At 46.0% G+C, this 15018-nt stretch carries 11 protein-coding genes; 2 read left to right on the top strand and 9 right to left on the bottom strand.

Translation table 11 applies throughout. The annotated features are described in order from the left end of the window. Positions 1-21 precede the first annotated feature (21 nt). On the bottom strand, positions 22-2526 hold the full coding sequence (gene parC, locus T408_RS0102075) for a DNA topoisomerase IV subunit A (RefSeq protein ID WP_035419810.1): 2505 nt from the start codon (positions 2524-2526) through the stop codon (positions 22-24). A 1-nt stretch (position 2527) separates the two neighbouring features. Beyond that, a complete protein-coding gene (gene parE / locus T408_RS0102080; protein WP_028118471.1) occupies positions 2528-4579 on the bottom strand; it encodes a DNA topoisomerase IV subunit B in 2052 nt (683 codons plus the stop codon). Positions 4580-4716: 137 nt separating this feature from the next. Here parE and plsY point away from each other — a divergent pair, with 137 nt between their 5' ends. Then, positions 4717-5337, top strand: a complete 621-nt coding sequence (gene plsY, locus T408_RS0102085) for a glycerol-3-phosphate 1-O-acyltransferase PlsY (RefSeq protein ID WP_028118472.1) — start codon at positions 4717-4719, stop codon at positions 5335-5337. Between the two features lie 277 nt (positions 5338-5614). Here plsY and T408_RS10580 read toward each other — a convergent pair whose 3' ends face one another. Next, complete coding sequence (locus tag T408_RS10580) at positions 5615-6427, bottom strand: transporter substrate-binding domain-containing protein (protein WP_051444738.1); 813 nt, start codon at positions 6425-6427, stop codon at positions 5615-5617. Positions 6428-6568: 141 nt separating this feature from the next. On the opposite strand from T408_RS10580, the gene T408_RS0102095 reads away from it, so the two are divergent. Then, on the top strand, positions 6569-7681 hold the full coding sequence (locus tag T408_RS0102095) for an alanine racemase (protein ID WP_028118473.1): 1113 nt from the start codon (positions 6569-6571) through the stop codon (positions 7679-7681). A gap of 133 nt (positions 7682-7814) precedes the next feature. On the opposite strand, the gene T408_RS0102100 is transcribed toward T408_RS0102095, so the two are convergent. From T408_RS0102100 to dprA, 6 genes are all read right to left on the bottom strand, one after another. Next, entirely contained in the window at positions 7815-8711 is an 897-nt protein-coding gene (locus T408_RS0102100) for an aldose 1-epimerase family protein (protein ID WP_035419813.1), read from the bottom strand. A 17-nt stretch (positions 8712-8728) separates the two neighbouring features. Beyond that, positions 8729-10165: an ATP-dependent protease ATPase subunit HslU gene (gene hslU / locus T408_RS0102105; RefSeq protein WP_028118475.1), complete on the bottom strand. Its 1437-nt coding sequence runs from the start codon at positions 10163-10165 to the stop codon at positions 8729-8731. Between the two features lie 9 nt (positions 10166-10174). Beyond that, positions 10175-10702, bottom strand: a complete 528-nt coding sequence (gene hslV, locus T408_RS0102110; protein WP_028118476.1) for an HslVU peptidase proteolytic subunit — start codon at positions 10700-10702, stop codon at positions 10175-10177. Between the two features lie 6 nt (positions 10703-10708). After that, entirely contained in the window at positions 10709-11635 is a 927-nt protein-coding gene (gene xerC, locus T408_RS0102115; protein WP_028118477.1) for a tyrosine recombinase XerC, read from the bottom strand. 312 nt (positions 11636-11947) lie between these two features. Further along, the gene (topA, locus tag T408_RS0102120) at positions 11948-14008 is read right to left on the bottom strand and encodes a type I DNA topoisomerase (protein ID WP_028118478.1); all 2061 of its coding nucleotides are present in this window, start codon (positions 14006-14008) and stop codon (positions 11948-11950) included. A gap of 95 nt (positions 14009-14103) precedes the next feature. Next, positions 14104-15009, bottom strand: a complete 906-nt coding sequence (gene dprA, locus T408_RS0102125) for a DNA-processing protein DprA (RefSeq protein WP_035419816.1) — start codon at positions 15007-15009, stop codon at positions 14104-14106. Positions 15010-15018: the final 9 nt, after the last annotated feature.

Genomic DNA, 15018 nt, shown 5'->3' on the forward strand with positions numbered 1-15018 from the left:
TCTGTCTAAAGTTAAATTGAATTATTTACCAGCTTTAGCGGCTGCTAACTGGGACAGGCGGTCCGGATAAATGGCCAGGACCTGACCCAACCCTTCAAGAGCTGGCAAGGAATTACCATTACTTAAGCGTTCAGTAATTGGAACTTCAGTGGAGCTGAAGCGAGCTACCTGGCCACTCTCAGTCATGATAGCTAGGTCCTGACTGCCTTCATTCAGGGCTAGGCCATCTAAGACCCGGTGTGGATCATTCTTACGGTCTTTGTATAAGAGGATTCCGCGACTGGCCCGAGCGGCTTGGCCGATAATCTCACTGTCAAAACGTTTAACTAAGCCATGCTGAGAGACCACCATCATCTGTGGTCGGCTGGCCTCTAGGTCAATTAGTCCCGCCAAGCGTAATTGATCCCCTTCCTTGAGATTGATGGCGACAACCCCTTGGGCCCTGAGGCCATAGTTAGAGACTTCATCCAAGGAATAGCGCAAACTGTATGACCGTTGGGTGACTAGTCCAATCTCGTAAGGATGGTCTTGTTTGATGAGATGGGCTACCAATAATTCATCATCGTCAAACTTGAACTTCATGGCCATAGCCGTTCGGGTCTTATAGGAGCGATAAGTCACAAATTCACTTAATGAGGTCTTTTTAATCATGCCTAGACGGGTAATTAGGACCACCTGCATGGACTCTGAATAGTCAGGATTTACCTGATCATCTAGACCATATAAGGCTGGGAAGGCAGCAATCATTTGCTCTCCTTCAGCCAGCTGATAACTTTGTGACAAGTGAGTGCCTAAGTCCTTCCAGCGGGCTTCTGGAATCTCATGCACAGGCAGATGGATATAATTCCCCTTGCTAGTAATCAAAATCAGAGCCTGGTGGGTGTCCATACTTTGGATAAAAAGTGGATAATCCAAGTCGCGGCAACCAAACTCACTTGCTTCACTGGACCCGTAAGACCTTAGACTGACCCGCTTAATATAGCCTTCCTTGGTGACACCAACCATCACTTCTTCTTGAGGAATCAGGAGACTGGTATCTATTTCGATTGCTTCGACTTGGGCTTCCACTTGAGTGAGCCGATCACTGTGATATTTCTTCTTAATCACTTGCAATTCTTGCTGGATGGTCTGGTTGAGTATTTGCTTGTTGGCCAAGATATTCTGGTAGTGAAGAATGTTCTCGTTTAATTCCAGACGTTCTTCCTGGAGCTTGACAATATCTGTATTAGTCAAGCGGTATAGCTGTAAGGAGACAATCGCTTCGGCCTGGTCCTGACTAAAGTCAAAGCGGGCCACCAAGTTATCCTTGGCATCTTGCTTGCTATTGCTTTGCCGGATGGTGGCAATAACTTCATCCAAGATTGAGACCATCCGAATCAAACCATCTACAATATGAAGTCTGGCTTGGTCTGAGGCTAGCTTGTGCTGGGTCCGTCGGGTCACTACTTCCTGGCGGTGTTGGATGTAAGCTTCCAACATCAAGCCCAGACTCGCTTGAACCGGTCGGTTGTTATGAATAGCAACCATGTTGAAGTTATAATTGGTCTGCAAGTCAGTATTCTTCAAAAGATAATTCAAAATTCCTTCAGGATCCGCCTCGCGCTTGAGTTCGATAACTAGACGAACCCCATTGATATCGGATTCATCCCGGACTTCAACAATCCCTTCGACCTTGTTTTGAAGGCGGATATCGTCAATCTTTTGGATTAATTTGGACTTGTTGACTTCATATGGGAGTTCGGTAGCGACAATTTGGTGTTTGCCGCCGCGGAGTTTTTCGATCTCGGTCCGACTTCTAACAACTACCTTCCCATGACCGGTCCGGTAGACTTCTTCAAGGTCTTCGGCACCTTGGATAATAGCCCCCGTAGGAAAGTCTGGCCCCTTAACAAACTGCAATAAATCTGACAATTCATAGTGGTCGTGGCTGAGGATATAATCAGTAGCATCAATCACCTCACTGAGATTATGAGGCGGGATATCGGTGGCATAACCAGCTGAAATTCCTGTGGCCCCATTCACCAATAAGTTTGGGAATCCTGCGGGTAAGACTAGGGGCTCTTCCAAGGTATCATCGAAGTTAAGCCCAAATTCAACCGTCTCACTATCAATATCTGTTAAGAGCTCACTAGCTATAGGCGCTAGTCTCGCTTCAGTATACCGCATAGCTGCAGCGGGATCCCCGTCCATACTCCCGTTGTTACCGTGCATATCAATGAGGGGCATCCGGTTCTTCCAAGATTGACTCATCCGGACCATCGCCTCATAGACTGAACTATCCCCGTGAGGGTGGTAGTTACCAATCACATTCCCCACCGTCTTGGCAGACTTGCGGTAAGGATGGTCATGGGTGTTGCGGTCCTTGTACATGGCAAACAAGATTCGCCGTTGGACCGGCTTCAAGCCATCACGAATATCCGGTAGGGCCCGGTCTTGGATGATATATTTAGAATAACGACCAAAACGGTCACCAATCACATTGGTAAAGGATAATTCTTCAATATGTTCATTTATTTGCTTCACCATCTTAATCCTCCTCTTGGAATAAATCTAGCTGGTCGGCCTGATCTTCAAGCTTCTCTTCTACATCCAAGCTTGTGGTGGTCTGGTTCTCATTAAGGAGTGTGTCCTCCTCAGCCAAGGTGAACTGAACATTCTCTTCAATCCACCGACGACGCGGTTCTACTTTGGATCCCATCAAGGTAGTCAAACGGCGCTCAGAAGCTGCCGAATCATCGATGGTCACCCGGATAAGGAGGCGGGTTTCGGGGTTCATCGTCGTCTGCCATAATTGGTCTGCGTTCATTTCCCCTAGACCCTTGTAGCGTTGGAGGATATAGCCTTTGCCAATCTTTTGGATCGCTTCATCCAATTCCTCATCGGTCCAGGCATAGGCTTCCTTGTAAGACTTGCCCTTCCCCTTAGAGATTTTATAGAGCGGTGGCATGGCCAAATAGATCCGTCCGGCCTCCAAGAGTGGCTTCATATAACGATAGAAGAAGGTCAAGAGTAGGACCTGGATATGGGCCCCATCCGTATCCGCATCTGTCATAATAATGACCTTGTCATAATTGGCATCCTCTAGGTTGAATTCGCTACCAACACCAGCCCCAATGGTGTAGATCATTGTATTGATTTCTTCATTCTTAAGAATATCGTCCATGGAGGCCTTCTCAGTGTTAATAACCTTCCCTCGCAGAGGTAGAATCGCCTGGTAACGACGGTCCCGACCCAGCTTAGCTGATCCTCCTGCGGAGTCCCCCTCCACCAAGTAGAGTTCATTCTTGGAAGCATCCTTGGACTGGGCCTTGGTCAACTTACCTGAGATTAATTTCTCTTGCTGGGACTTCTTCGCCCCAGACCTTGAAGCGTCCCGAGCCTTGCGAGCGGCTTCTCGAGTCTGACGAGCCTTAATCGCCTTGCGCAAAATCATTTGCGAGAAGGCCCCATTCTCATTCAAGTAAGACGTAAGAAAGTCACTAATAAAGCTCTCAACCAAGCGTCTAGCCTTAGGTGTTCCGAGCTTGTCTTTGGTCTGACCTTCAAATTGCAAGTACTCTTCTGGAATCCGTAGGGATAAGACCGCTGTTAAACCTTCCCGGACATCACTTCCTTCTAGATTCTTGTCCTTTTCCTTGAGTAGGCCAACCTTGCGACCATATTCATTGAAGGCCTTGGTAATTCCAGACTTCATGCCCGTCTCATGGCTACCCCCGCCACCTGTTCGAACATTATTAGCAAATGACAGGATCGTCTCAGAATAGCCATCATTGTATTGCATGGCAAAGTCGATCTCAAAACCATCCTCTTCCCCAGATACCGATGCAATCTCTCCCAGGGTATCCTTTTCTTCGTTGAGATAGTTGATAAAATCTTCTAGTCCTTGTTCATAGTGATAAGTCTCACTCTTAGCCTGTCCTTCCTCATCAACTTGCCGTTCATCAACCAAGCGAATCGAGAGATTCTTCAAGAGAAAGGCCGATTCCCGCAATCGCTCACTAATCACACTGGCATCCACTTGACGCTTGCCGAAGATCTCAGGATCCGGCATAAAATGAACACTTGTTCCTGATGGCATGGACTTGGCGATCTTCTTGGATTCCAACTTGCTGACAGGCTTGCCCCCATCTTCAAAGCGCATCCGGTATTCCTTACCGTCTCTATGAACCCGGACTTCCAGCCAAGCCGATAAGGCATTAACCACGCTGGCACCTACACCGTGGAGTCCCCCGGCAGACTTGTAGCCTCCTTGGCCGAACTTACCTCCAGCATGAAGCACAGTAAAAATAACTTGAATTGTCGGAATACCGCTCTCATGCTGGCCAACCGGCATCCCACGGCCATTATCCTTGACTTCAATACTGCCGTCAGAATGGAGAATCACTTGAATCGCATCACAAAAGCCCGACAAGGCCTCATCCACTGAATTATCAACGATCTCATAGATCAAGTGGTGGAGACCCCGTTGGTCAGTGGATCCGATATACATACCCGGCCGCTTACGGACGGCATCCAGGCCTTCTAATATTTGGATAGCTTCATCGCCATATTGATTTAAATTAGTTTTTGCTGCAACCATATAGTCACCTCTTTATTATTTGCACCCTTAAAGTTATCATAGCACAAGAATAGTCGCAAGACTTATTATAGCACACAAAGGCGCTACTAATTAATCAGCGATTATGATAAAATGACCTCATAACGGAGGTGGAATCCATGACATTATTATCCATTATATATATTCTGCTAGCCTACTGTATCGGCTCCATTCCCACGGGCGTTTGGTACTCTAAGCTGATTCATCAGACTGACGTTCGCACCCTTGGATCCGGCAATAGCGGAGGCACTAACATTGGCCGGAATTTCGGACGGACCGGAGCGATCATCGTTATCGCTATCGATGTGCTCAAGGGCTGGATTCCGCTCCTACTGGCCAAGTTCCTCTTCCCAGGTATGGATGGAGTGATCATGTTGACTGGTATTGCTTGCGTTCTCGGTCATGCTTATACTTTATGGGCTGGTTTTCGTGGAGGCAAGGTCGTGGCTACTTCCATTGGGGTCCTCTTGGGCTTCAACTTCTTCTTAGCCCTCGCCATGGTCCTCGCCTTGGTCATCTTGCTGATCATAACCAAGATGGTCTCCTTGTCGGCCATGGTCAGCTATGGCCTAGCCGCCATCTATATTGCTCTAACCTACCCGTCTCTTAGTTATAAGTTAGGCTTTCTCGCCATCTGGCTCTTTATGATCTACCGCCACCGGGATAACGTAAAGCGCATCCTATCCGGCACCGAACGCCAGGTGAACTTAGAAGCCATCTTCTCCCTACGGAAAAAATAAATTTAACTAGACCGGAAATCTAATCAAAAAATACTAAAAGCGAATCACAGGCACCCTTGCCTATCATCCGCTTCAAAATAATTTATATATAAATGAACTTGCCTAGAGTTGAAAGAATAGCTGCTTAGGATCAAAACCATTGTGCCTTTGCACTGGTGAATTGACCAAGCAAATAAGCCACCGAACCTTATCCGGTGGCTTAACTTTAGTTGCATGTTCATTTTTTGTTTGATTCGATCTTGAGATAGTAATACCTCAAGATCGAACTAGACTTTAATTAATTAGCACCTGTTTCTTCGGCTAACTTAACATTGCGGTTGAAGATATCTTCAAGTTCTCCAGAATCCTTTAATTCTTGAAGTACCTTGTTAATAACATCCATCAACTCTTGGCTATCTAAGTCCGTCACAATCGCTGAGCCGTCTGGATTTTCTTCAACTTGAAGATCCATTAACTTAGCTGTTGTGTCAGGATTTTGTTGGTGGAAGCTTTCAGTAACGATGCCATCGAACAAGACAGCGTCCACCCGTCCGGCCTTCAAGGCTTCCACAAGGTCACCATTTTTGTTCATGGAAGTTAATTCAGCTTCAGGGAATTTTTCTTTGGCTAGAATTTCTTGCGAATTCCCTTTTTGAACACCGATCTTAGCATTTTTGAAGTCGTCTAAGCTCGTGTATTTATCCGCATCTTCCGCACGAACCAAGAAGCGGCTGTTGGTTTCGTAATAAATATCAGAGAAAAGCACTTGTTTAGCACGTTCTTCTGTGTAAGTCATCCCCGCTAAGGCCATGTCAATCTTACCAGACTTAGCTTGTTGGATCAGGGAATCAAAGGTTGTCTCCACAATCTCTAACTCAACCCCTAATTCATCCGCAATCTTCTGGGCAATCTCGACGTCAACCCCTACAACTTTAGGTTCGCCTTGAGACATATCCACCCATTCAAATGGTGGGAAGTCTGGGCTGGTTCCCATGATTACCTTGCCACGGTCTTGGATATCTTCCACCGTCACCGCTTGAGCTTGGGGAACGACCAGAACAAAGGCTAGAAAAGTAACAATCATGACTAAGTTCCGCATCAATTTCTTCATACTTTTACCTACTTTCTTTAAATGATGCCTCTATTATAACTAAAGCTTGGGGGATGTGCAATCTATGCCCATCAAGGCTGACCTTTCTCAATTGTACTTTTTCTCAATTAGTCTTATACTAAGCTACTAGGAGGTTATTCCATGTCTATTATTACACCTTATCCCCAATTGTTGATTGATTTAGCCAAGGTTAGGGCAAATGCAAGAGCACTAAAAGCTCTCAATCAAGAACAAAACATTGAGACCACCATTATTACCAAGGGGGTGGCTGGTGACCGCCAGGTGAGTCAAGCTATTCTAGAAGCTGGTATCTCTTCTATTGGTTCTTCTCGCCTAAGTCATCTGGAGACGGTTAAAAGCTTAGATTCCACCATTTATACCTTAATGATCCGCATTCCCATGTTGTCTGAATTAGATCAGATGCTTGAAGTCGCAAATGCCTCGCTCCAATCCGAGCTAGTGACTATTCAAGCAACAGACCAATTAGCTCAAGACAAAAGTCAAGTCCATGACATTATCTTAATGGTTGAGTTAGGTGATTTGCGCGAAGGCTTCCTCCATCCACAAGAATTGGTTGAGGTGGCTAAGCGAGTAGAATTTGACTGCCCCGGCCTCTATCTTAAAGGGATCGGAAGCAACTTGGGTTGCTATGGATCTATTCGCCCGACCCGCGAGAAGATGGAAGACTTGAGTGAACTTGCTCGCCAAGTCGAAGCAGCCATCGGTAGATCTCTTGATTGGGTCTCGGGTGGAGCTTCTACTAATATGCCCCTAGTTCTTAATCAATCCATGCCAGCTAAGATCAACCACCTCCGCCTGGGCTATGTCACCTATTCAAGAGGTTTGGAGGCTGATTTTGACTTTTCTCTTGAGCAGACCCAAGACGCTGCCTTCCAGATTCGAGCCGAGATCATTGAAGTCAAGGACAAACCCAGCCATCCAATTGGTGAAATTGTTGCCGATGCCTTTGGCCGGCGACCTGTTTACCAAGATATTGGCACCCGAAGACGGGCTCTTTTAGCACTTGGACGCCAAGATGTCGGAGAATTAGAGAAGTTAAGCCCTCTAGACAGCCACATCACCATCGTTGGAGGATCTAGTGACCATCTGATTGTGGACCTTTCTAACTGCCAAAATACCTACCAAGTCGGTGATCAGCTTGACTTTGTGCTCGACTATGAGAACATCCTCTATGCCATGAATGCTCAAGACTTGAACAAGCAATATAGTGATGATTCTAATTCTAGCCTATAGCCGGACTGGCGAAATCAAAATAAAATTCAAAAAAGTTCCCTCACTCATCTTGAAGCCAGTGCCTAAGACAAGTGAGGGAATGTTTGTTTTTGGTCATTATTCCAACCAGCCCTAATAGAAAGGCTTGAGATTGCTAGTTGATCTTCTTATTAAAGGTCATTGTAAAGCCGTGGGTGGCCAATTCATGTGGTCCTACTTGAGAGATACTATACTTGTCTTCAAGATGACCACTGGCATCCTTGGAATCAGCAATGCCCGACCAAGGCTCAATACATAAGAAGCCCGCTAACTTAGGATAAGGAGTCCAAATACCAATAAAGTCCATATTATTATGGCTAAAGTTAATCTCTACTTGGTTGGCCTGATCCACCAAGCTCACTTCAGTAGTCTGAGGAAGTTGATAGATAAAGGTATCAGCCTTAAAGTCTTCATGAGCCACTTGCTTGAGGCCGATATTAGTATAGCTCTGCCGGTTCTTGTTGATTAATCCTTGATCATTAAGCGGTAAACGCAAATAGAGTGTCTCTGGATCGAATTTGACATATAGATCCTTGAAATCAGGCTCTTCTTCCCCTTCCTGAAGGGAAACATTAAAGGCTGGGTGAGCACCGATCGAATAATAGAGGGGTTCATCAAGGCTAGGATTTAGAATTTCATAACTCACACTTAACTTATTATCATAGAGGACATAATTAATTTGTAAGCTAAACTCAAAAGGATAGACCTTCATCGTCTCTGGCGTACTCTTCAAGTTAAAGCTAGCGGTAGAATCCGTCACACTTTGAACGTCAAATTCTAAGTCACGAGCAAATCCATGACGGCCTAACAAGTAAGATTGGCCTTGATATTGATAACGGCCATCTTTTAAATTACCAGCAATCGGGAAAAGATTAGGTGCCCGACGTCCCCAATAATCGGGGTCGCCTTGCCATAAATACTCATAAGCGGCATCATTATCATAGATGGACTGCAATTCCGCTCCCATCCGGCTAATCTTGACTGTTAAATGGTCGTTTTTTAATTCTATCATCCTCACAAACCTCACTTCTATAAGATATAATGACTCAAATCCTTGTTTTCAACTATTGGATCTAATTTATCCTTGACATAAGCGGCATTAATTTCTACCTGAACAATCCCGTTATCGGATGCTTCAAATAAGAGCTCTTCCAACACGGTCTCGATAATTGTGTGCAAGCGTCTAGCCCCGATATTATCAGTATGGGTGTTCAAGTCCACAGCATATTCAGCCATTTGACTAATGGCATCTTCCGTGAAGACCACTTCCACGCCTTCCGTCGCTAGTAAGGCCTGATATTGCTTGGTTAAGGCATTCTCTGGTTCTTCTAGAATCCGCTTGAAGTCATCGCCTGTTAAGTCATCCAAGTTGACCCGAATTGGGAACCGTCCCTGTAATTCTGGGATCAGATCCGAAGGCTTGCTGACGTGGAAGGCACCACTGCCGATAAAGAGTATATGATCCGTCTGGATGATTCCATACTTAGTCTGAACTTGTGTTCCTTCGACAATTGGTAGGATATCGCGTTGGACCCCTTCCCGGCTAACCTGACCGCCTTGGGAGCCTTGACCATTGCTGGCAATCTTGTCAATCTCATCAATAAAGATAATGCCTCGTTCTTGCGCCAGTTGCAGGGCTTCTTGGTGGATGTCTTCTTGATTAATCAATCGATCAGCCGCTTCTTCGGTTAAGAGTTCAATCGCTTCAGCGACAGTGACCGTGCGTTCCACCTTCTTCTTAGGTGACATAGAATTCAAGGTCTCTTGAATATCCATCATTTGCTCCATAGCTGGATTCAGGCTATTTAATTGAACCTTCTTCTCCTCCAATTGGATCTTGACTTCTCGCTTGTCAAGCTTGCCCTCAGCTAACTGTTTTTTTATTTCGCGGCGACTGGAGGCAATCTCTTCTGTGACTTCTTCCTCTTCTTCACCACTGCCATCCATTAAGTTACCCGCTCCAGGTAATTGGTTCAACATCTCAAAGAATTGATCAAAACTACCTGCTTGAGGATTAGCTGAAGATTTGGCTTGTCCTTTTGGCTTCTTGAGGCCAGGCTTCAAGATCTTAGCTAATTGGTCTAGGGCTTGATCTCTAGCTTCATCTGCTACTTCTTCATGCTTAAGACGGCGAACAATGGTGATCGCATTCTCAACCAGGTCCCTAACCATGGACTCCACATCCCGGCCCACATAACCTACTTCGGTAAACTTCGTCGCTTCCACCTTGATAAAGGGGGCGTTAGCAATATCAGCTAAACGACGAGCAATTTCGGTCTTACCTACCCCAGTTGGTCCGATCATCAACAAATTCTTAGGTTTAACTTCCTTTTGCATCGCGGCATCAAGACGCAACCGACGCATACGGTTTCTTAAGGCAACCGCAACTGCCCGCTTGGCTGAAGCCTGGCCAATAATGTACTGGTCCAAGGCTTGCACTATTTCTCTAGGACTTAATTGATCCATTCTCTCCTCCTATTCAAAACTTTCTACAATAATATTGTCATTGGTAAAGATATCAATCTCACTAGCAATTTGCAGGGCTTGACGGGCTGTCTCTTCAGCTGATAAGTCAGGGGCTTGGCGAATCATCGCTCGGGCAGCTGCCAGGGCATAATTGCCCCCCGAGCCAATGGTTAAGACCCCATCATCAGGAACAATCACTTCACCGGTTCCACTGACTAGGAGTAACTCATCCTTGTCCATCACGATTAGCATAGCTTCTAACTTCTGCAAGGTCCGGTCGGTCCGCCAAGATTTGGCCACTTCAATGGCTGCCCGCGTGAGTTGCCCTTGGTGGGCTTGCAGCTTGCTTTCAAACATTTCTGATAGGGTAATAGCATCTGCTACCCCACCGGCAAAACCTACCACCACTTGGTTATTGAAGATCCGGCGTAATTTCTTAGCTCCGCCCTTCATGATAACTGACTCACCCATGGTCACTTGACCATCGCCAGCCATGGCTAATTGATTATTCTTCTTGACCGCACAAATTGTTGTCATGCTTGATTATTCCTCCTCTGAATGTCTACGCGCTCTGGGAAAAGCTTGCATATAAGCTTTCTTAAGATTGTCTTTAGTAATATGGGTATAGATCTGGGTGGAAGAGAGGTCTTCATGCCCCAGCAATTCTTGAACGGACCGCATGTCTGCTCCATGATTCATTAAATGACTGGCAAAGGTGTGGCGGAACTTGTGGGGGTGGATTTTTAGTTTGTTGCCCCCTTCTTGACTCAGTAAATTCAAGATGCGTCTAACTTGGTCCTCACTCAAGGCCTGCCCCTTATCAGATAAGAAGAGATGGTGACTTAAGTCAGGATCAGCCCCTAAGGCTAATAAATGGGGACGCTCTTCCTGGCAATAATTCGTTAGAGCCTCAATCGCCGCATCACCCACAGGAACAATTCGTTCCTTGTCCCCTTTACCTCGAACTCGGATGATCTGATTTTGAAAGTCAACTTGATAATCTTCCAGACCCACTAGCTCAGCGACCCGCATCCCCGTCGCATACAAAAGCTCAATGATCGCCAAATTACGCTTGGGGTTAGCTAACTTGGATTGTCTGGCTAGTTGGAGGATCTGGTCAATCTCCGCTTCATAGAAGAAGTCGGGCAAACGGTCCCGCTTAGACGAATAATGGACCAATTCCATGGGATTATGCTCAATCCAGCCCTTACGCAGGCTGTACTTAAAGAAAGTGCGCAAACTCGATAATTTGCGCGCCACACTGGTCCGTTGAATCCCCTGTTCATGTAAGTATGCAATAAACAAGCGGATATCTGTATAAGCCAAGTCAGCTAAATTCGTAGGATCCGTTGAATCCACGAAGCCCTTGAATTGATCTAAATCACTGGCATAGGCCTTAATCGTTTGCTTGGAGTAACGCCGTTCCACTTCAAGATAAGTCAAAAATTCATCAATCTGACTATTTTTCATCTTAACACCTTCTTTGACAATCCTTGACTTTCATTTATTGTACCGGCTAAAGTGCCTTCTGGCAACCAAAAGCTTCCCTTAAATTAAAACAATCACTAAATGTTCACAAATTTTTAATGTTTAATCCTGTGACTAGTAGGCCTCTTAAAGCTCCGGGATTAAGAACGCAAAAAGTCGAATCCTTTTGTTGCTCATTAAGGGGGCAGTCAGGGCAACGAGGCCCTTAAGACGATCTCCTACAACAAAAATCTTCGACTCTTCTTGTCAGCCGGTCCCCTAGAAGGGACCCATTGGCAAGCATCTGATAGTTTCTTAACTTACCAAATCCTCTTGGTAATCGCAATTTGAACACTTCACTTGGCTTCCCTTCCGGGTCACCTTTTCGATCAAGAAGTGATCGCACTTAGGACAATTACGGGCAATGGGCTTGTCCCAAGAAGCAAAGTCACATTCTGGGTACCGGTCGCATCCATAGAAGATCCGATTCTTCTTAGACTTACGTTCAACCACTTCACCCTTCTTGCACTTAGGACACTGGACACCAATCTTCTTGACAATCGCTTCAGTGTGACGGCAATCTGGGAAGTTGCTACAAGCATAGAACTTACCGTAGCGACCAATCTTAATAACCATCGGGTTGCCACATTCAGGACAGTCAAATCCAGCAGGTTCATCCTTGATCTCAATTTCTTCCATATCTTCTTCGGCCTTGTCTATGTCCTTCTTGAAAGGTTTGTAGAACTGGTCGAGCACCTTGACCCAATTGCGTTGGCCTTCTTCAATCTTGTCCAATTCACCTTCCATGGTGGCCGTGAACTCAGAATCAACTATATCTGGGAAGAATTGAACCATCACATTATTGACAATCTCCCCTAACTCGGTTGGCTTGAAGCGCTTGGCTTCCATCTTCACATAGTAACGCTTACGCAAGGTCTCCAAGGTAGGTGCATAGGTGGAAGGTCGACCAATTCCTAACTCTTCCAAGGTCTTAACCAAACTCGCCTCATTGAAGCGCGCTGGTGGCTGGGTGAAGTGCTGGCTGGGTTCAATCTTAGCCAACTTGACCCCATCACCTACAGCTAGTTCAGGCAAGTAATTATCCTTGGTGTTGTTAGAAGGATAGACTTTCAAGAAACCTTCGAATTTGATTCGTTGCCCGTTAGCTCTAAAGTTGACCTCATTCTGGCTGATATCTGCCCGTATGGTATCAAACACAGCGTCAGCCATCTGACTAGCCACAAAGCGAGCCCAAATTAAAGCATACAGGCGGAACTGGTCTCTAGATAAGTGGTCCTTAATCGAATCCGGCGTTAAGGTCACATCTGAAGGACGAACAGCCTCATGGGCGTCTTGGGCGCCTGCAGGTACCTTGCCACCAGATCCTTTGCCTAAATAATTCTTGCCATATTCTTCTGTAATGAATTTGCTGGCGGCACTGGCGGCTGAGGCTGAGATACGGGTTGAATCTGTACGCATATAGGTAATCAGACCCACCGCTTGGCCTCCCAGCTTAATCCCTTCATAGAGTTGTTGGGCAATCATCATGGTCTTACCCGCTCTAAAGTTCAAGCGGTTAGCCGCTTCCTGTTGTAAGGTAGAGGTTGTAAATGGCTTATAAGGTTTACGGCGCCGTTCCCGTTCAACAATATCGTCTACTTGGAAGTCCGCTTTTTGGTCCAGCCGCTTCATAATGTCTTGAACGGCTTCTTCATTAGGTAGGTCCATCTTCTTACCTTCAAGACCATAGAAGTCGGCCTTAAACTTCTTGCTCCCCTTCTTGAATTCCGTTGGGATTGTCCAATATTCTTCCGGCTTGAAGTCCCGAATCTCTTGTTCGCGGTCGACAATAATCTTCAAGGCAGTCGATTGCACCCGGCCGGCACTCAAGCCTCGCTTAATTTTCTTCCATAATAAGGGAGAGATGGAGTAACCAACAATCCGGTCAAGAATCCGCCGGGCCTGCTGGGCGTCTACCAAGTCTTGATCAATATGTCGTGGTGATTTGAAGGCTTCCTTAACCGCATCCTTAGTAATCTCGTTAAAGACTACCCGGTTGGCTTGGTCTGGATCCAATTTCAATAAGTGGCTAAGATGCCACGCAATCGCTTCCCCTTCGCGGTCCGGGTCGGCTGCAAGGTAGACATTTTCAGCTTTTTTGGCTAGTTTCTTAAGTTCCTTGACCGTATTCCCACGGCCTCGAATAGTAATATAGTCCGGTTGGAAGTCATGTTCCAGGTCAACACCCATCCGACTCTTAGGCAAGTCTCTCAGGTGTCCTTTACTGGCCACAACCTTGTAATTTCTTCCTAAATATTTATCAATGGTCTTGGCCTTTGTCGGAGATTCGACAATCACTAAATGTTTATAAGCCAAACTCATACCCCTCTCTGGCTATTCCCGTCAGGCAGGAATTTATCTAAAATCGAACTAATCTTATTCGAAAGTCCCCTATCTGTCAAATATTATCTTTAATTAATTTGCTGGAAGGCCATTAATTCAGCAATCGTCTGGATGGTGTCAGCTAGATCAACTACCGGTTGAGCACCCGCTTGAATTAAGAGATTACAGCCCTTGGAGCAAGGATCATCAATCCGGCCCGGCACCGCTAAGACCTCCCGGTTAAACTGCAAGGCATAGTTAGCCGTTATCAACGACCCGCTCTTTTGGGCCGCTTCAATCACAATCGTTACCGGCGATAAGCCAGCAACCAGTCGGTTACGCATGACAAAATGATGTTTCAAAGCTCCTTGCTTGGGTGGGTATTCACTCAAGACCAGGTGACGTTGGCTTAGCCGATCCTGGAGCTGCTGGTTGCTTGTTGGATAAGCTTGATCTAAGCCTGTAGCAATAATGGCTATCGTCTGGCCTGACTGCCACTGGTCTGCCGTCTGGTGGCTGATGGTGTCAATACCCTGAGCTAGACCTGAGACCACCACCCAACCCTGGTCGATAATGGCTTGGGTCAGCTCCTGGGTAACCTTGCGCCCATAAGAAGAGATCTGCCGCGTTCCCACCAAGGAGACACAGGGCTGCTTCAATAAGTCAATCCGGCCCCGGTAATAGATGAGCAGGGGTGGTTGCGGAATCTCCAACCAAATTCTCGGAAATAAATCTGTTTCTTCTATAAAGATAGCTTCTTGAGACCAAGACCTAACCTGGGCTTGAAGCGATGGGTAATCTCTAAAGGATATCTCTTGCGCCCAGCACTTCCCCAACTGAGACTGGACTTGGCTCAGAACAGCTTGACAATCAGCTAGGGATCCTGCTTCTTTACCGACTCTTGCATAATAACTTCTTAAATACTTCCATTGTTGACTATAGGTCATTCCTTGAGACTGTAGATAGATTAATTGTTCTTTTAATGTTATTTCCATGTGTATTCA

The organism is Hutsoniella sourekii ATCC 700629 (assembly GCF_000518205.1).
GTDB lineage: Bacteria > Bacillota > Bacilli > Lactobacillales > Aerococcaceae > Hutsoniella > Hutsoniella sourekii.